This window comes from Bacillus sp. CH140a_4T (genome assembly GCF_008923725.1).
GTDB lineage: Bacteria > Bacillota > Bacilli > Bacillales > Bacillaceae_G > Bacillus_A.
Window position 1 is genome coordinate 178,520 of record NZ_WBPF01000006.1, and the last position, 24,070, is coordinate 202,589.

Here is a 24,070-nt window from a genome sequence, read left to right on the forward strand (position 1 = left end):
TATTCTACACAGTATTAATGAAGATTTAAGGAAACTTACATTTTGTTAAGATAGGTCTTACCACTACTGTAACATAAAAAGCAAGCTATCAGTAGAAATCCGTCCTACAAATAGCTTGCTTTTCTCATTTTTTTAAGCAAGTTTTACTAGCCAATGAATGGCATAAACATCGGTATGACAACTACAGTTACAACTCCCACTACTGTTACAGCAATACTTGCCATAGCAGCCTCTACTTCACCCATTTCAATTCCTACTGCCACTCCTAATGCGTGACCTGCTGTTCCAAGTGCTAAACCTTTTGCAATTGGATGTTTTACTCTAAATGTTTTTAAGAATAATGCTCCTAATGCGTATACAATAACTGCATTAAAAATAACTGCAAATGATGTAATTGCTGGTATACCGCCAATACTTTCAGAGATTGGTAACGCAATTGCTGTTGTTGCTGCTTGTGGTAACATTGAATTCATTACTGCTGTATCTAGACCAATTGCTTTTGCAACAATGAACACGACAATGACTGAGCAAATAGATCCAACTACGATAGCCGATAAAATTTGCCACCAATATTTTTTTAACTTATCAACTTGTTTATATAATGGAATTGCAAACGCGATTGTTGCTGGTTCTAGGAAGAAACTAATCATTTTCCCACCAGTATTATACTCTTCGAAAGTAAAATTACCTACCTTTAGAAAGACAATTCCTAATACCATCGCTACGAATAATGGTGTGAATAAGAAGAATCCTTTTGAATGCTTAAATAATAATGTTCCAATTCCGTATGCGATTAATGAAACGACAATTCCGAAATATGGAGTCATTGTGCTTGCCATGTTCATTCCCTCCTAACAATATATACGCTAAATTGGTTACGCAACTTTTCCGTGCTTGCGTCCTTTATTTACTACTTTCAATTCTTTTGTATCTTCTGTTTGTTTGTCTTCTTTTCCTAAAATGAATTGTGCAAATAGCCCTGTTACAGCGAGTAAAATAATTGTTGCGACAACAATTACAGTTAGAATTTGTACAAAATATTGTCCCATTACACCGAGAGAATTAATAACTGAAATACCTGATGGAACGAAAAGGAATCCGATAATACCTGTTAAAGCCGTTCCGAGTGATTCAACTTGTTCCAATTTAATAATTTTCAAACATAATAAGCTAAATAAAATGACTAATCCGATCACCGATGAAGGCATCGGAATTGGTAAATGCGTTGCAATAATATTAGAAACTAACATAATAGCTGAAAATATGAATGCTTGTGATAAGAAACTATATACTTTTTTCGTACTCATTTTGGCCACCTCTTTCGATTTGGTACCTTTATTGTATAAGATACAAACAAAACTGTAAGCGTTTACAAAACAGAACGTCAAATATACAAAATTAGTTACAAAAATAGGCAGATGAAATACAAAAAGCTACTTCTTAAATACGAAGTAGCTTTTTGAGTTCTTTTGCATATGTACGGCTAACAGGTACTTTTGATCCTTCTTTCATAATTAAATTATATGTAGAATTGAACCATGGTTGTATTTCCGTAATATGATTAATATTTGCAATAAAACTACGATGGACACGCATAAAGCTGGCTTGCGGCAACTTCTTTTCCAAAATGACAAGTGTATCATGTGTTATATATGTTTCTCTCATCGTTTTTACTGTCACTTTTCCGTCCACAAGTCCTACATATATAATATCTTCAATATTCACAAGTACAATCGATTCTTCAATTGGTAATGCTAATTTATGCATCTCAGTCGTTACGTCTACACTCTTTACTTCCTGTTTTGTTTCTAATTTAATTTGTTTTTGCTTTTTATATTTCTTTAATGTCTGTACGATACGTTCTTCATCAAATGGCTTTAAAATATAGTCTAACGCATCTACTTCAAATGCTTGGAGTGCATATTGATCGTAGGCAGTCGCAAACACAATTGCAGGCGGATTTTTCATCTTCTTTAATATATTTGCGATTTCAAATCCGTTATCATCAGATAACTGAATGTCTAGGAAAACAATATCTGGTTTGTTTTTCATTAGCTCTTCTAATGCATCCTCTACACAATCAGCCTCACCAATTATCTCTACTTCTTTCGTTTGCTCTAATAAATATTTTAATTCATCACGCGCTAACATTTCATCATCAACTACTAATATTTTTAACACTCCGTTTTTCCTCCCCTACTTTTTTCGGGATTACAAAGAGGATCTTCGTCCCTTGCTCTAATTCACTTTCAATTTGAAGCATTGTCTCTTTCCCAAATAACCCGATAAGTCGTTCATTAATATTATATAAAGCTGTTCCAGTCCCTTTCTTTGATGAAACTACCATTTTTCCTAATTGTCCTAGACGTTCACTCTCAATTCCTTGTCCATTATCTTGCACTTCAAAATGCACCATCCCCTCCTTTTCAAACACATGTACCTCAACTTCGCACACTGGTTGCTTTTTCGGAAAAGCATGGCGCAATGCATTTTCAACTAATAGCTGAAGTACAAATGGTGGAACTAAGGTCGTCTTTAACTCTTCCTCAATGTACATCTTCACTTCATACTTATTCGGAAACCTCGCTTGTTCTAACGATAAATATGCATGTACATGATTTAACTCTTGTTCTAATGGAATAAGCAATTGGCGCGCCCCTTGTAAATTACAACGAAAATAAACGCTAAGCTGCAATAATAATTTTCTCGCTTTTTCTACATCTGTTCGGCATAAAGCTGATACAGTATTAATTGCATTAAATAAAAAGTGCGGGTTAATTTGTGCTTGTAATGCCTTTATCTCTGCATCTTGTAATAATTTGCTTTGCAACTCAGCTTCACCTAATTCAAGCTGCGTGGAAAATATTTTTGCTAACCCTTCTGCTAGTTCCTCTTCAACACGACTTAACTGGTTAGGGTTCTTGAAATACAGTTTTAATGTCCCTATCGTATTTTCATGTGAAGTTAATGGAATAACAATAGCTGCTTGCAGAGGACAGCCTTCATGTTGGCAATTAATAACCTCACGTGATTTCGCTTTCATTATTTTCCCTGTATGTAAAACCTCTTTCGATAAACCTGTTATTAAACTGTGTGAAGGAATATGATGATCTGATGCTAATCCAACGTGAGCTAATATTTTCTCTGTATCTGTTAAGGATACCGCATCCGTTCCCGTAAAACGGTGAATAATTTGTGCCACATGTTTACAAGACTCTTCTGTTAATCCTTTGCGGAAATATGGCAATGTTTTGTCAGCAATTCGTAATACTTTATGCGTTTGCAAAGCTTTCGCATTTTCTTCCTGGCGTAAAATAGCTTGTATCATAGAAAGTAAAATAAAACTTCCAAAACTATTTACAAGGATCATTGGTATCGCAATTGTTTTCACGATGTTAATTCCATCCTCTACAATTAATAGGATCATAATCATTTCTAAAGAAACGATAAACACACTTAAAACCGCTGAAAATTTAGGCGTAATTGCACGATTATATTTTTTGAAAATGTATCCAATATACCCCGTTATAACACCTGCTAAAATTGACGAGATTGCACAACTTAGCGCTGTCGTCCCGCCAAGCATATAACGGTGAATACCAGCAATCGATCCTACTCCAATTCCGACGATAGGACCACCAAGCAATCCACTAATTCCAACACCCATAATACGTGTATTCGCAATTGTACTAGATGACGAAACACCTTGCAGCCAATTTTCATTCATAATTGTATTCCCTGCAATTTCAATTCCCGTGTAATTGCTAACAATTGTAAACACTGAAAAAATACAAATAAGCTTAAGTTTATCTACATACCCATCTTGTCTATGAAGAAGGCGCCTGAACGTTTTAATATGAGAAAGTAAAAATCCTAAAATAACAATAAGTCCGACACGTTCAATCATCATAAGTACTAAATTTAGCATCTGTGATTCATTCCTTTTTATATGATTTAGTTTTATTATGGAAAAATAATGAAGTGGACGTCAAGAAGAATGAAATAACTTTTGAAATCTATTATGTGTCCCAGAGACGCAAGATAAAGTATTAGAATAGATTGAAACTGTATCCTTCAAGAAAAGTAGTTGGATAAATAGGAAAGAGGAAGTATCTCAAATGAGATGCTTCCTCTTCTTATATAAATATAATTATTTATTTTGATTTGCTAGCTTTTTGGAACAAGAAGGAGGTTTTCTCTTCTTCTTTTACAATACCTTGCTTTAAAGCTAATTCCCCTGCAACTTTTGGCGCTAGCCATAGCATTGGGAATAACAGAATAGATACCGGGACAGCTGTTACTACGATGAATGATTGCAGCGCATTAATACTTCCCTCACCCATGTATAAAAGAATTGCTGCAACTGTTCCCATAATAAGCGACCAAAACACCCGCAAGCTAATTCTAGGATCTCCATCTCCAGTCACTGCCATTGAAATTGAATACGCCATTGAATCTCCTGTTGTTACTACAAATAAAATTGTTAATAAAAGAAACGCGGGTCCAATAATATTTGAGAGTGGCAGTTGCTCTGTAATTGCAATCATAGCTGCTGGCATACCAGATTCACTTAATGCTGTCGATATAGAACCAGGCTTCATTAACTCATAAAACACACCTGATCCCCCTAGTATTGTAAACCAAAACGTTGTAATAATAGGTGCAATAATTCCAATTGCAACGATGATTTCTCGGATTGTTCTTCCTCTTGAAATACGGCTCACTAAAATTGCCATCATCGGTCCGTATCCAATAAACCATCCCCAGAAAAAGATTGTCCATGATCCTAACCAAGTTGTATCACCACGATATGTGCTCATTGGAATAAATTCATTTATATAAAATCCAAATGAAGAAACAAATGAATCAATAATAAATCCACCTGGTCCAAACAGTAATACGAATGCCATTAATAAAACTGCTAACCTAACATTTAAATTACTTATAATTTGAATCCCTTTATCAATTCCCGTTACCGCAGATATAGTAGAAACAGCTACTACACAAACAATAATGGCTAATTGAGTTGTAAACACATCAGGAATGTCAAACAATGCTTGTAATCCATAACTTGCTTGTAGTCCTAAAAATCCGATCGGACCAATCGTCCCTGCAGCTACCGCAATAATGGCAAATACGTCGATCATTGTTCCAAGCCAACTCTTTCGCAATTTCTCCCCAAAAATAGGATATAAAAGCGTTCGAGGTTTTAACGGCATACCTTTATGATAATGTCCGTACATCATAACTACCGCACTAATTGTACCTAAAATCGTCCAAGCCAGGAAACCCCAGTGCATATAACTTTGTGCTAAAGCAGGCATGACTGCTTCTTTCGTTCCAGCAGCTATACCTTCATGTATTGGTGGCACCGTCATCAAGTGGTACATCGGCTCTGCGGCTGCCCAAAAAACGCCACCTCCGGCAAGTAATGTAGACATAATAATAGCGAGCCATTTTGTCGTACTAATTTCAGGTTTGTCTAATCCCCCAAGTTTAACTCTCCCATACTTCGAAAACGCCATACACATTGCAACAACAAATGTACCAATTAATAAAACCTGCCAAAAGGCACCAAAATATTTAATTGAAGCTGCAAAACTGCTATTAATGACTCCCTCTACGCAACTTTTATTTAAAATAACTGCAATTACAAATAATAAAAGTGAGCCACCACTAATAAGAAATACAGGCCAATCCGTTTTTCGACTCTTCATTCTCATTTACACTTCCTCCTTCCTCAGCAATCTAAAAAAACAACTTTACTATGTTTTATTGTTTACACCCAAAACATAATGATTATATAAGCATAATAATTCATCGATTTTCCACACACTTATGTTGTCCCTAAAAATATGCTAAATCCCTTATTTAAAAGAAAATTTCTATTCCTATTACATAAAAAAGCAAAACAAAAGACCTTATATTTCTATAAGGTCTTCGAAACAGAAATTTGATTATAACATAAGGAACTCCTTGGTTCAAAAAGCCCCTTCCAAAAATAACCGAGCGTAAAGGCTTCCATTTGCTACATAACAGTAATTAAAAAAATTTATATTTTTATAGAAAATGCCCTGTACTACAAACTATTTATGAAAGAAATTTGGCTTCAAAATTTCTTTCGGATACGGTTTATGATAAATATGAGTGGTAGCTGGTGATAGCGGCGGAATAAGCCACACCCAATTCCCTGTTACAACACGACCACAAGCAGCTTCTTGCCTCTCAAATTGCTGAAATTGTTGTGCAGCAGTATGATGGTCCACAATACTAACTCCTTGTTTTTTAAAAGAGTGTAGTACGGCAATATTCAACTCAATTAACGCCTTATCTTTCCATAACGTACCGTTTCTAGATGTATCGAGATTCATCATCTCTGCAACGGCTGGCAGTAAATTATAACGATCATGATCCGCTAAATTACGGGCACCAATTTCCGTACCCATATACCATCCATTGAACGGAGCAGCAGTATAAGAAATACCGCCAATCTCTAGGCGCATATCTGAAATCATCGGTACTCCATACCATTTTACTCCTAAAGATGAGATTGGATACTCTGGATGTTCAATGGGTACCTCTTTCACTTCCTTTTTAGGAATTTTTTTATATACAGGTTCTTTTCCATCGACAGAAAATACAAGTGGCAATACATCATAATTCGTACCTTCTCCTTGCCAGCCAAGCTCCTGACAAAAATCCGTAAACGCAATGGAATGAGCGTCACCAATCACTCCCATTTCTGTTCTATATCCTGCATATCGAATCAATTGGTGATTATAAATTCGTATATTATTTTCTTCACCTTGATTTTGCTTAAAAATTGTAATTGTCGGTTTCACTTTCCCATCGTTCGTTGCATATTTAATATGATGAATTAATGCATTATATACGCCTTCCTCATCATTTACTTCACGTGCATCTAATATGTGCATCTTACTCCAAAATAGTCTTCCGATACATCGATTACTATTACGCCATGCCATTCGCGATCCATGAACAAGTTCTTCAAATGTATGCTCATACGTCCCCGTCTTCTCTATCTCAACTTGAATTTCTTTCACACGCTCTTCTATGAATTGCTCTTTATTAAGCTCTTTATAGCAAATCGTAATAAACTGACTCGCTTCCTCTATTAATTGTTTCGTTTTACTCATAAACGATCTCCTTCTATTTCAACAAAACGTTCTACTTTACAGTATAAGCAAAAAGAATACGAGTCACAAATGAAAGTCGAAGTGTTACTTTTATTGTAATATTTTTCAGAAAATTAAAGACATTACTATTGACTTACATAAAAAATAGGTGTATTTTTGACTCAGGTAAATTATTTTTACCTAGACCAACTTTTAAAAAGAAAGGAGGTAATGTTATGTCTTCATTTCAATTGCCAAAGCTTTCATATGACTACGATGAACTAGAGCCATATATCGATAGCAACACGCTTTCCATTCATCATGGAAAACATCATGCGACATACGTAAATAACTTGAATGCCGCTTTAGAAAACTATACGGAATTACATAATAAGTCTTTAGAAGAGTTACTATGTAATTTAGACGTTTTACCAAAGGAAATTATTACAGCTGTAAGAAATAACGGTGGTGGTCATTATTGTCATAGTCTTTTTTGGGAAGTAATGAGCCCGCGAGGTGGCGGTGAGCCTAATGGAGACGTTGCAAAAGTAATTGATTATTATTTCAATACCTTTGACAACTTAAAAGATCAACTTTCCAAAGCAGCTATTAGTCGTTTTGGAAGTGGCTATGGATGGCTTGTTTTGGACGGTGAGGAACTTTCCGTTATGAGTACACCCAATCAAGATACACCTTTGCAAGAAGGTAAAATTCCATTACTCGTCATCGATGTATGGGAACATGCCTATTATTTAAAGTATCAAAATCGGCGTCCAGAATTTGTTACCAACTGGTGGCATACGGTGAACTGGGACCGGGTAAATGAAAAGTATTTACGAGCAATTCAATCACAAACACATTAGTCGTGCGTATAAGGTAAATTTGGTAATGTAAAATTAGTATTGTCGAAATCCTCCAGAATCCCCCGGATTGCCACCGGGGGATTTATGATTATTCCATTGCATGTAAGTAATAACGTAATACCTTTTCTATTTCTATTTTCAACTCTCGGAACGTGAATCCTAATTCATTAGCTTTTCCATTATGTAATGTACAATTAATCACTTCATTATAAGGTGCTACATGATCTCCTACCTGTTGAACGAGTGCTTTTATTCCCGTATTTTCTTCTATGAAATGAATGATTTCTCTAGTAGAAACTACTCCGTTGCTACAAGCATTCATTGGCCCTTCTATACTTTCTATCCCGCACCAAGCTAAAAATTCTCCAGCTTCTTCTTCATGTATAAACGACAACTCTCCATCTAGATGATTCACAGCGATAGGTTCTTGCCTTACAATATGCTCAGCATAAAATTGTAACCTTTTCGTATAATCATTTTCTCCAATAACAACTGGAAAACGTACTGCAACAACTGGGAATGTTGCTTGTTGAAATACAACAGCTTCAGCTAATCGTTTGCCTTCACCATAATTAAAATCCTTCCTATCCCCATACGTAATAACATACTCATACGGATTAAAGTCCTCTTCTAACAAGCCTATCGCTGGCTCATAAACAGCCATTGAAGACGTCATAACGTATTTCTTCGTTTTCTCTCTTAACACTTCACATATTACCTTCGCTGCATTCGAGCTATAGCATAAATTATCGTATACGATATCATAACTTTTATCTTCTAGACGCTCTGCTAGTTGTTTTTCATCTTCTCTATCTACAATCAGTCTTTTTACTCTACTTCCAAAAGAATCTTCCGTAATTCCTCTCGTCGCAATCGTTACATCGTGTCCATTTTGCACAAGTGCTTCTACTAAATGTTTACCAAAAAATCTTGTTCCCCCTAGCACCAATACTTTTTTCAACTTCATCATCCCCATTTTGATAAAATGTAAAATACTACCTCTCTATTATAAATGCTCATATATAAAAAGCACGGAATTCGTTTAACGATTCCATGCTTTTCTACAGAACATATATTAACGTACGCGATATTTATAAATACAATAACAGAAGTATAAAATAGAAATTACGGATACATAAACCCATAGATCATATACGAATCCCTCGCCCCATACTCCCATAAAATAAAAGAGTGAAGGCAACGTTAATGTTACCCATGATTGTACGAAAGCAATTCTTCCAAGATATTGATTGATATTCTTTTTTTGTGTATTTAATACAAAGAATAAATACCAAAGCAATGCCCACATAAACCACGTTAACGCATTAACAACATCATGGAATTGAACAAATGAAACAACCATATAGAATAAAGCAATAATTGCTACCCAAATACAGAACCACCCTAGACCGCTGCTATCCATTCCTTTTATAAAAGTAACACCTACATATAAATAGGTTAATCCAAATAAGAAAGTAGCTGCATATGAATATACCGTCCAATTGCTTTGGTCAGAAATCATGATTAGATAGAACGGAATAATAATTTGTAGTGCACCCACAAATAAATTAAAAACACCCGCACTTTTCATTTCTGCTTTTCCTAATATAACAAGACTATTTAAAAATAAAGCTGCACCCGAAAGTAATAATCCTACGTACCCCATATATCCTCATGTGAAAACCTTACATTTTCACACTGTACCCTCCCCGTCTTGTAAAAATTATATTATTCCTTATTCTCCTTCTTACTTGCAACTACATACAAAGTTTTTTTTGAAATAAGTCAGACTTCCTACCTTAAAAAACAATAAAAAAATCCCTTTCATGCATGTCATACAGTAATAATTTCAATCAGAATGTATCACACGATAAAAACGCTTTCAATAATACGTAATTCAATCAAAAAGCTAATAAGATTATTTGATTATAAACGCACTTTAACAATGATACAAGTATTGGAATACTTTTCAATAGAACCGATTGCTATTCAAATGCTATGGTCAGTAATATTTTATTACATTCTCTTTCCTAAATTGAACATATTACTGACCTCAAGCAACATAATAAAGAATACAATTTATTATATACATAACATATCCTACAAAATAATAAGAGAATGCTTTACTAGCTACCTTAAATCATTTGATAGCCATTTTTATTATTTACCTGCCATCTCCAAGAATCTACACACATCTCTTCTAATCCATATTCCGCTTCCCATTCTAATTCCCGTTTCGCTTTAGATACATCAGCAAAACATATTGCTACATCACCAGGACGACGCCCAATCACTTTATAAGGAATCTTTTTACCCGAAACCTTTTCAAAAGCCTTTACCATCTCCAACACACTATACCCTTTACCTGTGCCAAGATTATATGCCTCGATTCCTTTCGTCTCAAGTATTTTCTCAAGTGCTTTTACATGTCCTTTTGCAAGGTCAACAACGTGAATATAGTCACGGACACCGGTCCCATCTTTTGTTGGATAATCGTTTCCGAATATATTTAGCTCCTTTAACTTACCTACTGCTACCTGCGTTACATATGGCATTAAATTATTCGGAATCCCATTTGGATCTTCTCCAATACGGCCACTTTTATGCGCTCCAAATGGATTGAAATAACGAAGTAATGCAATACTCCATTCATCATCAGCTTTTGCTACATCACGCATCATTTGCTCAATCATTAATTTTGTTTGCCCATATGGATTTGTCACACTTAGCGGAAATTCTTCTGTAATTGGTGATGTTTTTGGAATTCCATATACAGTTGCAGATGAACTAAAAATAAATTTTTTAACATGATGTTTCTGCATCACATCACATAGTATGATTGTACTTATTATATTATTATAATAATATGTAAGAGGAATTGTAGTCGATTCCCCTACTGCTTTAAATCCAGCAAAATGTATAACCGCTTCAATGTTATTTTCCAAAAAAATCTCATTCATTTTTTCACGATTTAAAACACTTTCTTTATAAAATTCAAATTGTTTTCCTGTTATTTCTTTTACTCGGTTTAAAGACTCGATTGAACTATTTGAAAGATTATCTACGACTATAATTTTATAATTATTATTTAATAATTCTATACACGTATGACTACCAATATATCCTGCTCCACCCGTTATAAGTATCGCCATATATAGAGTCCCCCACTTATTATTAATTATAAAATTTTATAACCTTAATACACATCTATCCTACCATAAAAAGACTGATAATTTTTAATATTTTTTTAATTATTATTTATACAAAAAAGAGCCACATAACCTTTACGTTATGCAACTCTTCAACATACATATGTGTCTATATCTTTTTTTATTAATCAAGAAAAATAAAAATCACTCGGAAATTTCATATCGTTAAATTACGTAGCAATATACACTTAAAAAGTGGGCAAGGCTTCCCAATAACACGAACACGTGAAAAATTTCATGATGCCCCATATGTTTAAACTCTAACCATTTTGGCTTTGTTCCATAAATAAATCCACCAATTGTATAAAGAATGCCTCCAAGCACTAGAAGTACGATACCTCCTGTACTTAAGTTAGCAGCTAACGGTGCAAAGAACAGAACAATTAACCAGCCCATTGTAATATAAATTGCTGTTGATAACCATCTCGGGCAACTAAACCAAAACATTTTAAAAACAATACCACAAATGGCAGTTGCATAAACTAAACAAAATAATAATAAACCGTTTGTGGAATGTAATGTAATTAAACAAAATGGTGCATATGTACCTGCAATCAATATAAAAATCATAGAATGATCAAGCTTCCGAAAGAAATAAATAACACGTTCACTGGCTACAACACTATGATATACAGCTGATGCTGTATACAAAACCATCATTCCGATACCAAACAAAATAACAGCTGTAATTGCCGCAAAAGACGGCATCTTAATAGAAACTTTTACAAGCATAGCTAATAATGCAATAAATGATAATACAGCTCCTCCCAAATGGGTAAAAGCATTAACCGGTTCCCTTATATAAGCATTCATATAAACACCCCTCATATAATTACATGTAGTTTCAATAACTACATGTAATTATATACGTATTATCATTAGAGGTCAACATTTACAATTCATTTGTTTCGTAATACCATATTTAGAGATAAACTAAACATTATGCTCCACTAAGTTATAAAAGTGAGGGGTTCTACGTGGAAAATATAAATAAATTGCTTGAAACATTACATTTAGAAAAAAATATTACGCTTGAGGATATTCCAAATGTCGACTTGTATGTAGACCAGGTTGTCCAACTATTTGAAAATACTTATGCGGATACAACAAGAACCGATGATGAAAAAGTATTAACAAAAACAATGATTAACAATTATGCAAAAGGTAAACTGTTTATTCCAATCAAAAATAAAAAATACTCAAAAGAGCATATGATTTTAATTAGCTTAATTTACCAATTAAAAGGGGCCCTTTCTATTAATGACATAAAAAGCTCCTTAGAAAATATAAATGAATCCTTATTAAGCGATGATTCATTTGAATTAAATACGCTATATAAAGATTATCTTTCTCTTACCGAAAGCAACGTCGAAAGCTTTACACAAGACGTAAATAACCGTGTTTCAGAAGTAAGTGGGATGTCTTCCTTAGAAGATCCGAACCTAGAGAAATTTTTATTACTAACATCATTTGTGTCGATGAGTAATATGTATAGACGCTTAGCTGAGAAGTTGATCGATGATTTAGAAGAGTCATAAACAAAAAAACTATCCACCTGTTATAGTGGATAGTTTTTTTGTTTACTTAATTGCCTCATGAACTTTTAATTGTTTACCTTTTATCGTTGTATTTCTCATAACCTTTAAAACAAGTGGTCCTTTTCCGTTTAATATTTCAACATAAGAAACATTATCTTGTATTGTAATAATACCTATATCATCAGCAGAAACACCTTGGATTTTAGCAATTGTACCAACAAAATCTACCGCCCTAATTTTCTTTTTCTTTCCGCCATTAAAGTACAATTTCATAATTCCTTTGTTTAGGTCTGCATTTTTATCTTTCTTTATAATTGGTTTAGCATATATCTTTTCTTCAAATACTGCTTTCCCTTTTATAACTTCTTCTTTTGAAGGTGCCAGTTCCTTTGGAATTTCAAATCCGATATATTCCTCAATCTCTTCTAAAAATCTATTTTCATAAGGCGTTATAAATGTAATAGCTTTTCCATTATTACCAGCTCTTCCTGTTCTTCCAGTACGGTGTACATAGCTTTCTTTTTCTAATGGAATATCGTAATTAATAACATGTGTGATATTATCAATATCAATTCCTCTTGCAGCTACATCTGTTGCTACTAAATAACGGAACTTTCCTTTTCTAAAATCATCCATAACTTCAAAACGATCTTCCTGTACCATACCACCGTGTATTTTGTCACAAGGATAATTCACTCGTTTTAGCTGTCTATATACATGGTCTACATTTTCTTGTGTACGACAAAAAACAATGCAACTGTCGGGATTTTCAATCATCGTTACGTCTTTAAGGAGTGAAAGCTTCTCTTCTTCCCTTACTTCAAACAGAGTATGTTCAATTTTATCCGTTGTAATCCCAGCCGCTTTAATTTCAATATGAGTTGGTGCATTCATATATGTACGTGATAACTTTTCAACATCTTCCGGTAATGTTGCTGAAAATAGCATTGTCATTCTTTTTGTAGGTAATTCATCAATAATTGCCTCTACTTGATCGATAAAGCCCATATTTAACATTTCATCTGCTTCATCAATCACTAAATATTTTAATCGCTCTAAAGAAAGAGTTCCCTTTTCAATATGATCCAACACACGTCCTGGAGTCCCTACTACAATATGCGTCTTTTGTTTTAGCTCTAATTTTTGACGTGCAAATGGAGATTTACCATAAATTGCAGCAGCTTTAATTCTTTTGAATCGCCCTATATTCGTAATATCTTCTTTCACTTGAACAGCAAGTTCTCTCGTTGGTGTTAAAACTAACGCTTGTGGTTTATTTTCTTCCCACTCTACCATTTCACAAAGTGGTATACCGAACGAAGCCGTTTTCCCACTACCCGTTTGTGATTTTACAACAAGATCCTTCTTTTGCAATGCAACTGGAATAACCTCTCCTTGCACTTCTGTTGGATGCTCATATCCTAAACCAGTAAGTGCTCGTCTTACTTCTTTACTTAATGCATAATTATTAAAGCTTTTTTTACTCATATATTAACCTCATTTGATTTTATATTTAACCTATTCTGTTCTTCATACCTCACTTTAGACTATAGTAAGATACTATATTAATCCACTGTTTTTAATTCGTTTCAGCCTAAATTTATCTACGTATAATTTTAAAATAGTAAAGGGCAGCCTTAATTATAAGTCTGCCCTATCTATACCATATTCATTTTTACGGAACTAGTTTTTTCACAACTGGTATTCTTTGCAATACTAACGTAATTACCATACTAAGAACAATTGTAATCGTTACATTAATAGGTATTGCCAATATTGCGTGTACACGCTCATTTACTTTAGGGAAAACCATGTACAACAAGTTATTTAATAAGAAGAAGTGAAGAATATAGATTCCAAGGCTTGCTTGATTTATAAAACGGAATAACAATGGTAATTCTCTTTCTGATTTTTGGAAGGCATATTTGAAAAATACAAATAATCCAATCGCCATCAGTACAACGCCTGGCGCAAAATATCCATACCAAAAATGCTCTAATTGTCCATTTGCTTTTACTGTATAGTAATAAGTAATAAAGAATGTACTAATAAATCCTACGAATCCTCCAATGTAAGAAATATTTCTCCATTTTTTCGAAATATCGTAATTGGATAAGTAATAACCAAGTAGGAAGTACCCTACATAATTCGTAACATAAAATAATTCAATATTAAAGTTGATAGGATAATAATATTTCACTAAATTGACTATAACAGACGCATATAACCATAAAATTAAAAAGTATTCTATTTCTCTTTTTTTAGCGTTCTTCACAAAGATTTTCAGTAGAGGTGTAATTAAATATATCCCTACAATCATGTATAAGAACCATAAATGTCCCCCAATAGTATCCGTTAAAAAGTGCTTAATCCCTTGCTTTAAAGAGGCCGGGAAATAGCCTGCATATGCCCCATATGCATAAAATATAGCGCTCCAAGCTATAAAAGGAATAATTACTTTACTCGCGCGCTTCTGTAAAAACTCCCCGACTGAAATATCTTTCGTTCCTTTTAACAATAAAGCTCCACTAATCATTACAAAAATCGGCACACTCGCACGTGAAATCGATTCAAATAGATTACCAGCCATCCAGCGTGAAGCGTTATTTGCATCTAACACTGAAACATAACCAGCAGCAACGTGAATTGTAACTACTGCGATTGTTGCTAATACTCGCAACCAATCCATATATACTAGACGCTTCATTAGCACCCCTCCTAAATTTACCTATTAAACTTTTATTTTCCAAACATAATTTTACATCAAATAATACTATGTTTAAACACATTTTCATTACATGAACTTACAAAATACATAGCTAAAATTTAATTTTCAAATATAAACATGAAAACCTTTGACTTATGAGTGAAAATAATGTAAATTATCCTTTGGACGAACATTTTTAAGTAAACTGAATAAAATATTCGTATTTTAGGGGTGTAAATGATGGAAAACGTATTCGACTATGAAGATATTCAATTAATTCCTGCAAAATGTATTGTAAATAGCCGCTCTGAATGTGATACAACTGTCACTTTAGGAAAACATAAATTTAAATTACCTGTCGTACCTGCAAATATGCAAACGATTATTGATGAAAGAATTGCAACTTATTTAGCTGAAAATAATTACTTCTATATCATGCATCGTTTCCAACCAGAGAAACGAATCTCATTCATTAGAGATATGCAATCACGTGGATTAATCGCTTCTATTAGCGTTGGTGTAAAAGAGGACGAATATGAATTCGTACAGCAATTAGCTGCTGAGCACCTTACGCCTGAATATATCACGATTGATATCGCGCATGGACATTCTAATGCTGTAATCAACATGATTCAACATATTAAAAAGCATTTACCAGAAAGCTTCGTTATCGCTGGAAACGTTGGAACTCCAGAAGCGGTAAGAGAATTAGAAAATGCTGGTGCTGACGCAACAAAAGTTGGTATTGGACCTGGTAAGGTTTGTATTACTAAAATTAAAACAGGCTTTGGAACTGGCGGTTGGCAGCTAGCTGCACTTCGCTGGTGTGCAAAAGCTGCAAGTAAGCCAATTATCGCTGACGGTGGTATTCGTACACACGGCGACGTAGCTAAATCTATTCGATTTGGGGCGACTATGGTTATGATCGGTTCTCTATTCGCTGGTCATGAAGAGTCTCCAGGGGAAACAATCGAAAAAGACGGCAAACTTTATAAAGAGTACTTCGGTTCAGCTTCTGAATTCCAAAAAGGTGAGAAGAAAAACGTTGAAGGTAAGAAAATGTTCGTTGAGCATAAAGGTTCTTTAGAAGACACTTTAATTGAAATGGAACAAGATCTTCAATCTTCTATCTCTTACGCTGGTGGAACAAAATTAGATTCAATTCGTACTGTAGATTATGTAGTCGTGAAAAACTCTATTTTCAACGGTGATAAAGTATATTAATTTTTAAATTTAATTCGAAGGACAAGCATTTTCATGCTTGTCCTTTTTTCATGTATAGAAATGTAAAATATTTTTATTTTACTGAATTTTCTAGTATCATATTTTTAGATACTTATAATAAGGGGGATATAACAAATGAAACATGTAATTGAGAAACGCCATATTCGCGCAGAAGTCCCTACTGAACTAACGTGGGACCTTTCTGATTTATACGAATGTGATAAAGAGTGGGAAACTGCATTACTTGTATTAACAGACAATATAAAAAAACTTGATGCGTTTAAAGGACAATTACACACTAGCGCCACTACCTTATTACATTGCCTACTTTTAGAAGAAGAGCTTTTAATCGAGTTAACAAAACTATACTCCTATGCAAATTTAAAAGAATCCACTGATCGTACAAACCCAGTTATTCAAGTCAACTCTGCCAAAATTGCTGCCTTATGGACAAAAGTACATACTGCACTATCCTTTATCCATAATGAAATCCTCTCATTCGACGAAGGAACAATTGAAAAATATTTAGCTGAAGAAACAAAACTCGAACCTTTCCGTAAATCATTACTAGACATACTGCAAAAAAGGCAGCACACGCTCTCTCCTGAAACAGAAGAAGCTCTTGCTGCACTTGGCGAAGTACATAATTCTCCATACAAAATTTACAGTATGACTAAATTAGCCGATATGGATTTTACCTCCATACAAGACGAGCAAGGAAACGAACTACCTATATCATTTGCATTATTTGAAAGCAAATATGAGTTCTCTCCAAGCGTAGACATACGTAGGAAAGCATACTCATCATTTGTTTCCACCTTGAAACGATATACGAATACAGTGGCAACAACATATGCGACTGAAGTGAAAAAACAAGTAACACTCTCTCGTTTACGCAAATTCGAATCTGTTACTCATATGCTTTTAGAACCTCAAAAAGTTCCACTTGAAATGTATAACAATCAACTTGATATTATTTATAAAGAATTAGCGCCTCATATGCGCCGTTTTGCAGATTTAAAAAAGAAAGTATTAGGACTCGATCAAATGCTGTTCTGCGACTTACATGCACCTTTAGATCCCGAATTTAATCCAACCATCACATACAAGGAGGCTGGTAAATTAATTCAAGATTCTTTAAAGGTATTAGGCGATGAGTATAGTTCCATTATTGAAAAAGGATTCAAAGAAAGATGGGTTGATCTTGCAGATAACGTAGGCAAATCAACCGGAGCATTTTGTTCAAGCCCATATGGTTCTCATCCATACATTTTAATTACATGGCAAAATACGATGCGTGGATGCTTCACATTAGCACATGAATTCGGACATGCTGGTCATTTTTATTTAGCAAATAAAAACCAGCGTATTATGAATGTACGTCCATCTATGTATTTTGTTGAGGCACCATCTACAATGAATGAACTACTATTAGCCCAGCATTTATTAGCAACGAATGACGATAAGAGAATGCGCAGATGGGTGATTCTGCAACTACTCGGCACATATTATCACAACTTTGTTACTCACTTACTTGAGGGAGAATATCAAAGAAGAGTATACACGCTAGCAGAAGAAGGCGGAGCACTTACAGCTACAACTTTAACTGAAATAAAAACAAATGTACTTTCTACATTCTGGGGAAATTCTGTAGAAATTGACGAAGGCGCTGCCTTAACTTGGATGCGTCAACCTCATTATTATATGGGCTTATATTCTTACACCTATTCTGCAGGACTCACTGCATCTACTGCGGTAGCTCAAATGATTAAAGAGGAAGGACAACCTGCTGTTGACCGCTGGTTAGATGTACTTCGCGCTGGTGGTACGATGAAACCACTTGAATTAATGAAACATGCCGGAGTAGATATGTCAAAACCAGATGCAATACGTAAAGCTGTTTCTTACGTCGGTTCCTTAATTGATGAATTAGAACGCTCTTATCAAGAATAAAAAATAAGCCCTCGCTTTATGAGGGCTTGTTTCATATTTATTTTCCAAATCTTTTACGGTATCCACATTTTCTGCATAGCTCTTCGACTGCAACCCTTTTCGAAAATCCATCGACAATGTTTGTCGCTCTTTCACCTTCTATAATGTTAGAAAATGAGTCATTATTAATATTCCCAAGGTTAATAATCCCTTCACCATCTAAACAGCAAGGAATAACTGTTCCATTCGCTAAAATTCCAGCCTGATTTCGAAGACCATGACAGAATCCTTTTCCATCATCCTCTTCTTCATGTAATGCCGGCCACTGGAATTCATAGTCTTGATTAATAAAGACACGTTCCGCAATTTTTATACCTTTTCCTGGTGTAAGCTTCTCTTCGATTTGATAAGATAGACCAAACTCATTTTCAATGATGGATAATAAATCTCTATTTTTCTGGATTTCAGCATTTGTTTTATTATCCTGAGTTAAATTCCATAAACGTAGTGAAACAATTAAATCCGATTGACTTGTCGCCTCTCTAATGAAGGAAAGTATACTCCTTACATAACCTTCTTTATCTTGCGAACCTGGATGCCCATCAAAACTGTGCAGTGAAAAATTCATTTGTCTTAGAGCAGGCTTATTTAACAGTCTATGCCTTCTCTTATTAATTAACGTTCCGTTCGTTGTAATATTAACTTTAAACCCTTTTTCATGGCTTAAATCTAGCAGTTGATCTATTTTTGGATGAAGCAACGGCTCACCCTTCACGTGCAAATAAATGTAGTCTGTGTGAGGTTTAATTTGGTCTAATCTTTTCGCAAAATCCTCCACAGAAATGAACTGCTTCTGCCTTTCCGTCGGCGGACAAAAGCTGCACGCAAGATTACATACACTCGTAATCTCCAAGTAAAACTTTTTAAACTTCTTCACCTTTAATTCCTCACTTCTATGACTACTTGTACTTTTTTCCTCTTCATATTACATCATATTTTTTTAGAAATAGAAACATACTTATTTTAGGAAATATAGAAAACGGCCACATCTGTAGCCGTTTGAATGTACTATTACTATTTATGATACGGTTCACCGTAGTATATCTAACGGTAAACCAAGAGGAACATTAAGTAATTTCTCAATTTTATTTTTTGTTGAATTTCCCCTCATTATATTTTTACCAAGCAACTTTCACCTTTTTTTCGGTAATTTTAATTTTATCATTTTCTACATAGACATTAGTAGCGAAATGTACGTATTTTTTATCCTCACCTGCTTTAAACATTAATAATATTTCAATTTTATTTTTCCCATCTAACATATACTTTCTCAAATCCAATTGATACTCATTTTTATATTTAGTTTTATCCAAGCTTATCCCATAATTATGGTTATTTGTCTCCTCAGAAAATTTACTTATATCTACAGATTTTTTTGATGAATTCCCTTTATCCTCAAAAACTTCTGTTAAACCTTTTGACATCTCAAAATCCCCAGAATCTATGTTTGTTGCACCATTGATCCTCATCTGTATATCGAGCTCCTCGATGTTTTGTGTAGTCAATGTAATAGGAATTTTTTTAGTCTCATCTATGTTTATCTCCACACCTTTTTTCCCACCTATTGCTAATGAAGTAAGGGTGAAACTAAAAATCATCCACAAAAAGATGAAATAAACAAAAATGAAAATGAATGAAGATTTCTTTTTTACTCTATTAAATATTTTATGCTCAAATAACTTTGCCTTTTTATATAAAAGATACCCTATAAGCAAAGCAACACAAGCAATTATTATCGTAGTTGTAATAATTGTTATGGGCAACTCTTTCTTTGAACCTTCTATCAATACCATTATAAACAAGGATATAAGTATTAATCCGCTACCCATCTTAATTGTTAGAAAAATATTTCTATAACTCTCATCTGCTTTATTAATAGCAGATTTTTGTTCATCATGATTTTTATAACACCCTAATGTCTTCATCTCCATATACACATAATACAGTGCATGCAATGCAATAAATGATACTACACATGCCGGTAATACAATCATTATATGTTCCACACTATATATTGTTTTTGTATATGCACTATTTGAAAAGGTTTTCCACCAAGCTAGTAAGATGCCCTTAACAATATATATGCTACCTCCAAAAACTGTAAGCATTAGTACTAGCCTAGGGATTCTATCTTGAATTATTTTATTATCATTATCCACTACTCATTCCTCTCTCTCTTTAACAAACTTTAAAACCCTTATACAAAAAGCATTTTTCATCTATAAAATCCCCCTCTATCCTCTACTTTCAAATAGGGGGGATTTTTTATTACCATATATCTATTACAAATACACTCATTCTTTTCCCTCATGTATCAATTTAACAATTTGCGGTTCTTGATACTCAAGATACCCCTTATCAACATTAGTGATTTCTTCAATAAACTCCGTCGGCAATAATACATTGTATTTTTTAAAAATTTCCTTAGGTATCTCATATCCTTTAAATACATTATTCTCTACCAATAACTCAACAGCTTGTTTTAATGCTATAGGTTTTGATATCGTCTTCACTGTATCTAAAGGCTCAGTTATTCTCCATTTCCGATAACTTATCTGTCTTTGTAGCTTCTGATAATCTTCACTTGAAATTATCCCTAAATTAAATGCTCTCATTACCATAGCACCAATTGAAACTTGCCACTTCTTCTTTAAATGAACATAATAATCTAAGTTTAATGGTTCTAAACTTACATCCCTCGAAAAGGCTTCCTTAGGCAACATAAAACATGCAGCAAATTCATTAGCTTCATCTTCCATTTCCTTATATTCTTCTTTTTCTAAACTCTGCGGATCGAGCACTTCAGAATGTAAGACCCAATGTCCTAATTCATGTGCTATGCTAAATTGTTGTCTATAGTAAGAATATTCTTCTCCTTCAAGGACTACGGTATAGTAAATATTCCCATTAATTTTTGTTTGACTACTAAAAGCATCTACCTTATCCATTTTGTTTGAGATTAAAGAAACAACAAAACCCTGTTCTTCTAAAAGCCTTAAAATGTTATTGACAGGTTTATCTGATAATCCTAGCTCTTTACGTACTAGATAAGCTAACTCTTCAATGGAATGGTCATTATTAATTATTGGTTTTTTCGGCACTTTCGGAAAATCTATATAATCCTCTAAAAAGTCTCGTATTAACACCGTCATATTTTTAGTAAACTCACTTGGCTTCTTTTCCTTTTGAGTTGATGTTAAACGTGACCTAAAAAAGGTACCTTCTGTTTCCATATCAAATGTATCTTCTCCAAAGAAAAACTCCCTTGGAAAGTTAAGATTACTTATTATACGAAATAATATCTCTAGGCTTGGAACAGCCTTATTATTTTCATATTTCGATACCATTTGTTTAGTTACACCTATATCATTGGATAAATCAGTAATAGATTTTGCCCTAAAACGTCTTGCCTCCCTTAATCGATTACCATTAAATTTAACATCCAACATTACTAATTCCTCCACATTTGCCTAAAGAAGAATCAGCTTCATTCAGATTCCTCTTTTGCTTTTTTAGATAGCTTAATTTCACCAATTTTTTCATTACTATTTTTCACTTTAGCTTTTAATTTTACAATAGTTTTTTCTGGCGTGTCATCATTAATTGCAGCACTAGTAGAATAATTATTCGGTATATATTGAGATAAATTCACTTCATCAATTAATTCTCCATTGCTTGTTAGCAAAATCGCTTTAACAGCTGTTGCAATTCCCTTTTCTTCTTCTAATGTAAACACAACAATTTTATTAACTTGGTCATATTTATCGCCTAATATTTCTTTAGACTGTGCTTCTCTTTCATCATCATAAGACGTATCATCAAAAAGACTAGGTTGAAAAAACGGTGCTTCATTATCTATACATTTGTTTTTGACAAGCACACAATCTAAATAATGATATGGTTTTTTTCCTAAATCCCTTACGATTTTTTTATAGTTATTATCCCTAAAAAATATAAATAACTCCCCTGTGTTATTTTCTAAAATAGTAACGCACTCCCATAAAGCGTTTCTTTTAATATGTACAGGCGTATTTCCAGTTTCTATAGCTAATTGGTGCAATCGAGAATACTTTACATCCCAAATGTTTTGATTCCTTCCATTATTAGTTGACCCACCAGTAACAGCTTTGATATCTGTTAATTCCTCTACGCAACTTTTTGAAAAAGCTTGCGTCATCTTTTTTTGTAATTCTGCATTACTGCTAATAGAAACCATTTTTCTCCTCCACCCTTTGAAATATACCGTATTTTTATATACAATATCGCATATTGTGTAAAAAAAGTCAACCTAAATTGTTTTTTACAAAAAAAATAAATACCGAACGTTTGTATTTACAAATATCTATTTTGTATTAAATTCTTACTTTATGTTACTATCCATAAAATAATTAAAAAGCATGATTAAAACCATGCTTTTTAATTAAATCCAAATTTCATTCAAAACTTAAATAGCTTATCTATTATGCCCCCCATTTTAATTAATGGATCAAAAACCCTATCTATTGCCTTCTCAACTATATCCTTTTTCTCTCCACGAACCTTATCCTCTAACCCCATTTTTTTATCAATTACTTTTCCAAAAAGTATTATAGGTTCAAATACTATATCTATCGCTTTTTCTACAATATCCCTTTTATCATCCTCTGTATTTACATTTAATGCCTGTTTAGACCTTCTAACACCTGTCACACACCAATATGCAAAATGCTCGCAATTATTTTTCAATAAATTATATCCACCAAATGTACTACCAACTTGACTTGATGCTCTTCTGATAATCTCTTCTGCATTATATTTTTCTTCATATACATTTTCTATATACGCTATCCTACCTTTTTCAAACTCCCTTAAGGTAGTAAAATGAATTTTAGCATTACTAATATTATCTCCTGTAAAATGATATACCCATCCATTACCATCATATATACCATAATGCTCTGGAAGTAAGTTAGTCCCTCTTAAAATTGAAACCCTAATAATCGCACCTTTATTTATCAATATTTTTTCCTCCTTTACTAATAAAAATAGCCTACAGTCAAATAATGACCATAGGCTATTTAAGGTTCCTTAAACATATGTTTAATCAAATTACAAAATAATTCACACATCTATTTATTAATATTAATTATCCATCCAAACTAAATATTGCTTAATTGAATTAAATTAACACTCCCCACTGGATATTCCCAAACCTCTCCTTCTTGTTCCCAAGAATGTTTACATTCTTCTACCGGACAGGTAACATCAACTCTAAAGTCATACTGATATTCTGTACCCATTCCACGATCGTCTGATCCCGATTCCTCCAAATTAATAATTTCTATAGATTCCTCAAAACTATGGCCACATGCAGGACAGGTAAATTTTAAAGTTTTAGTAATTGGTGTTTCTACTGACATAG

General features: G+C 33.6%; 22 protein-coding genes. 4 read left to right on the forward strand and 18 right to left on the reverse strand.

Annotated features, from left to right (window positions below; all coding sequences use genetic code 11):
- Positions 1–146: 146 nt before the first annotated feature.
- From lrgB to F8162_RS07345, 6 genes are all read right to left on the reverse strand, one after another.
- Positions 147–839 (reverse strand): antiholin-like protein LrgB, encoded by a 693-nt coding sequence (gene lrgB, locus F8162_RS07320; RefSeq protein WP_000168869.1) that lies wholly within the window; start codon positions 837–839, stop codon positions 147–149.
- 36 nt (positions 840–875) lie between these two features.
- On the reverse strand, positions 876–1,307 hold the full coding sequence (lrgA, locus tag F8162_RS07325) for an antiholin-like murein hydrolase modulator LrgA (protein ID WP_151630102.1): 432 nt from the start codon (positions 1,305–1,307) through the stop codon (positions 876–878).
- A gap of 133 nt (positions 1,308–1,440) precedes the next feature.
- Positions 1,441–2,181: a LytR/AlgR family response regulator transcription factor gene (locus tag F8162_RS07330; RefSeq protein ID WP_151630101.1), complete on the reverse strand. Its 741-nt coding sequence runs from the start codon at positions 2,179–2,181 to the stop codon at positions 1,441–1,443.
- A complete protein-coding gene (gene lytS / locus F8162_RS07335; RefSeq protein ID WP_151630100.1) occupies positions 2,159–3,928 on the reverse strand; it encodes a two-component system sensor histidine kinase LytS in 1,770 nt (589 codons plus the stop codon). The genes F8162_RS07330 and lytS overlap by 23 nt, the downstream gene beginning before the upstream one ends.
- Before the next feature lie 226 nt (positions 3,929–4,154).
- Positions 4,155–5,723 carry a BCCT family transporter gene (locus F8162_RS07340; RefSeq protein ID WP_151630099.1) on the reverse strand — a complete coding sequence of 523 codons (1,569 nt, stop codon included), beginning with the start codon at positions 5,721–5,723 and terminating at the stop codon, positions 4,155–4,157.
- A gap of 363 nt (positions 5,724–6,086) precedes the next feature.
- Complete coding sequence (locus F8162_RS07345; RefSeq protein ID WP_151630098.1) at positions 6,087–7,157, reverse strand: nitric oxide synthase oxygenase; 1,071 nt, start codon at positions 7,155–7,157, stop codon at positions 6,087–6,089.
- Positions 7,158–7,372: 215 nt separating this feature from the next.
- On the opposite strand from F8162_RS07345, the gene sodA reads away from it, so the two are divergent.
- A complete protein-coding gene (gene sodA / locus F8162_RS07355) occupies positions 7,373–7,999 on the forward strand; it encodes a superoxide dismutase [Mn] (protein WP_151630097.1) in 627 nt (208 codons plus the stop codon).
- A gap of 88 nt (positions 8,000–8,087) precedes the next feature.
- Here sodA and F8162_RS07360 read toward each other — a convergent pair whose 3' ends face one another.
- From F8162_RS07360 to trhA, 4 genes are all read right to left on the reverse strand, one after another.
- Positions 8,088–8,969: an NAD-dependent epimerase/dehydratase family protein gene (locus F8162_RS07360; RefSeq protein ID WP_151630096.1), complete on the reverse strand. Its 882-nt coding sequence runs from the start codon at positions 8,967–8,969 to the stop codon at positions 8,088–8,090.
- A gap of 105 nt (positions 8,970–9,074) precedes the next feature.
- A complete protein-coding gene (locus F8162_RS07365; RefSeq protein WP_048560490.1) occupies positions 9,075–9,665 on the reverse strand; it encodes an AmiS/UreI family transporter in 591 nt (196 codons plus the stop codon).
- Positions 9,666–10,134: 469 nt separating this feature from the next.
- Entirely contained in the window at positions 10,135–11,151 is a 1,017-nt protein-coding gene (gene galE, locus F8162_RS07370; RefSeq protein WP_151630095.1) for a UDP-glucose 4-epimerase GalE, read from the reverse strand.
- Positions 11,152–11,373: 222 nt separating this feature from the next.
- Complete coding sequence (trhA, locus tag F8162_RS07375) at positions 11,374–12,021, reverse strand: PAQR family membrane homeostasis protein TrhA (protein ID WP_151630094.1); 648 nt, start codon at positions 12,019–12,021, stop codon at positions 11,374–11,376.
- A 164-nt stretch (positions 12,022–12,185) separates the two neighbouring features.
- On the opposite strand from trhA, the gene F8162_RS07380 reads away from it, so the two are divergent.
- Positions 12,186–12,746 carry a DUF1836 domain-containing protein gene (locus tag F8162_RS07380; protein WP_151630093.1) on the forward strand — a complete coding sequence of 187 codons (561 nt, stop codon included), beginning with the start codon at positions 12,186–12,188 and terminating at the stop codon, positions 12,744–12,746.
- 42 nt (positions 12,747–12,788) lie between these two features.
- Here F8162_RS07380 and dbpA read toward each other — a convergent pair whose 3' ends face one another.
- Together dbpA and F8162_RS07390 are read right to left on the reverse strand one after the other, a co-directional pair.
- The gene (dbpA, locus tag F8162_RS07385) at positions 12,789–14,234 is read right to left on the reverse strand and encodes an ATP-dependent RNA helicase DbpA (RefSeq protein WP_151630092.1); all 1,446 of its coding nucleotides are present in this window, start codon (positions 14,232–14,234) and stop codon (positions 12,789–12,791) included.
- 187 nt (positions 14,235–14,421) lie between these two features.
- On the reverse strand, positions 14,422–15,453 hold the full coding sequence (locus F8162_RS07390; protein WP_151630091.1) for an acyltransferase: 1,032 nt from the start codon (positions 15,451–15,453) through the stop codon (positions 14,422–14,424).
- A 240-nt stretch (positions 15,454–15,693) separates the two neighbouring features.
- Here F8162_RS07390 and guaC point away from each other — a divergent pair, with 240 nt between their 5' ends.
- Both guaC and pepF read left to right on the forward strand, forming a co-directional pair.
- Positions 15,694–16,677, forward strand: coding sequence for a GMP reductase (gene guaC / locus F8162_RS07395; RefSeq protein WP_000432434.1), 984 nt, complete (start codon positions 15,694–15,696; stop codon positions 16,675–16,677).
- 135 nt (positions 16,678–16,812) lie between these two features.
- Positions 16,813–18,630, forward strand: a complete 1,818-nt coding sequence (pepF, locus tag F8162_RS07400; RefSeq protein WP_151630090.1) for an oligoendopeptidase F — start codon at positions 16,813–16,815, stop codon at positions 18,628–18,630.
- Positions 18,631–18,667: 37 nt separating this feature from the next.
- Here pepF and F8162_RS07405 read toward each other — a convergent pair whose 3' ends face one another.
- The 6 genes from F8162_RS07405 to F8162_RS07430 form a co-directional block, all read right to left on the reverse strand.
- On the reverse strand, positions 18,668–19,546 hold the full coding sequence (locus F8162_RS07405; protein WP_000713629.1) for a radical SAM/SPASM domain-containing protein: 879 nt from the start codon (positions 19,544–19,546) through the stop codon (positions 18,668–18,670).
- A gap of 241 nt (positions 19,547–19,787) precedes the next feature.
- Positions 19,788–20,828, reverse strand: a complete 1,041-nt coding sequence (locus F8162_RS07410; RefSeq protein ID WP_151630089.1) for a hypothetical protein — start codon at positions 20,826–20,828, stop codon at positions 19,788–19,790.
- 135 nt (positions 20,829–20,963) lie between these two features.
- Positions 20,964–22,118 (reverse strand): helix-turn-helix domain-containing protein, encoded by a 1,155-nt coding sequence (locus F8162_RS07415; protein WP_151630088.1) that lies wholly within the window; start codon positions 22,116–22,118, stop codon positions 20,964–20,966.
- Positions 22,119–22,156: 38 nt separating this feature from the next.
- The gene (locus F8162_RS07420) at positions 22,157–22,885 is read right to left on the reverse strand and encodes a DUF5986 family protein (protein ID WP_098647485.1); all 729 of its coding nucleotides are present in this window, start codon (positions 22,883–22,885) and stop codon (positions 22,157–22,159) included.
- A gap of 221 nt (positions 22,886–23,106) precedes the next feature.
- Positions 23,107–23,667 carry a lecithin retinol acyltransferase family protein gene (locus F8162_RS07425; RefSeq protein WP_180228579.1) on the reverse strand — a complete coding sequence of 187 codons (561 nt, stop codon included), beginning with the start codon at positions 23,665–23,667 and terminating at the stop codon, positions 23,107–23,109.
- A gap of 140 nt (positions 23,668–23,807) precedes the next feature.
- A complete protein-coding gene (locus tag F8162_RS07430) occupies positions 23,808–24,068 on the reverse strand; it encodes a hypothetical protein (RefSeq protein WP_151630087.1) in 261 nt (86 codons plus the stop codon).
- Positions 24,069–24,070 lie beyond the last annotated feature (2 nt).

Bases quoted from the DNA above. Each gene is read 5' to 3' on its own strand.
- lrgB (WP_000168869.1), bottom strand. From the start codon at position 839: ATGGCAAGCACAATGACTCCATATTTCGGAATTGTCGTTTCATTAATC.
- lrgA (WP_151630102.1), bottom strand. From the start codon at position 1,307: ATGAGTACGAAAAAAGTATATAGTTTCTTATCACAAGCATTCATATTT.
- lytS (WP_151630100.1), bottom strand. From the start codon at position 3,928: ATGCTAAATTTAGTACTTATGATGATTGAACGTGTCGGACTTATTGTT.
- F8162_RS07340 (WP_151630099.1), bottom strand. From the start codon at position 5,723: ATGAGAATGAAGAGTCGAAAAACGGATTGGCCTGTATTTCTTATTAGT.
- F8162_RS07345 (WP_151630098.1), bottom strand. From the start codon at position 7,157: ATGAGTAAAACGAAACAATTAATAGAGGAAGCGAGTCAGTTTATTACG.
- sodA (WP_151630097.1), top strand. From the start codon at position 7,373: ATGTCTTCATTTCAATTGCCAAAGCTTTCATATGACTACGATGAACTA.
- F8162_RS07360 (WP_151630096.1), bottom strand. From the start codon at position 8,969: ATGATGAAGTTGAAAAAAGTATTGGTGCTAGGGGGAACAAGATTTTTT.
- F8162_RS07365 (WP_048560490.1), bottom strand. From the start codon at position 9,665: ATGGGGTACGTAGGATTATTACTTTCGGGTGCAGCTTTATTTTTAAAT.
- galE (WP_151630095.1), bottom strand. From the start codon at position 11,151: ATGGCGATACTTATAACGGGTGGAGCAGGATATATTGGTAGTCATACG.
- trhA (WP_151630094.1), bottom strand. From the start codon at position 12,021: ATGAATGCTTATATAAGGGAACCGGTTAATGCTTTTACCCATTTGGGA.
- dbpA (WP_151630092.1), bottom strand. From the start codon at position 14,234: ATGAGTAAAAAAAGCTTTAATAATTATGCATTAAGTAAAGAAGTAAGA.
- F8162_RS07390 (WP_151630091.1), bottom strand. From the start codon at position 15,453: ATGAAGCGTCTAGTATATATGGATTGGTTGCGAGTATTAGCAACAATC.
- guaC (WP_000432434.1), top strand. From the start codon at position 15,694: ATGGAAAACGTATTCGACTATGAAGATATTCAATTAATTCCTGCAAAA.
- pepF (WP_151630090.1), top strand. From the start codon at position 16,813: ATGAAACATGTAATTGAGAAACGCCATATTCGCGCAGAAGTCCCTACT.
- F8162_RS07415 (WP_151630088.1), bottom strand. From the start codon at position 22,118: ATGTTGGATGTTAAATTTAATGGTAATCGATTAAGGGAGGCAAGACGT.
- F8162_RS07420 (WP_098647485.1), bottom strand. From the start codon at position 22,885: ATGGTTTCTATTAGCAGTAATGCAGAATTACAAAAAAAGATGACGCAA.
- F8162_RS07430 (WP_151630087.1), bottom strand. From the start codon at position 24,068: ATGTCAGTAGAAACACCAATTACTAAAACTTTAAAATTTACCTGTCCT.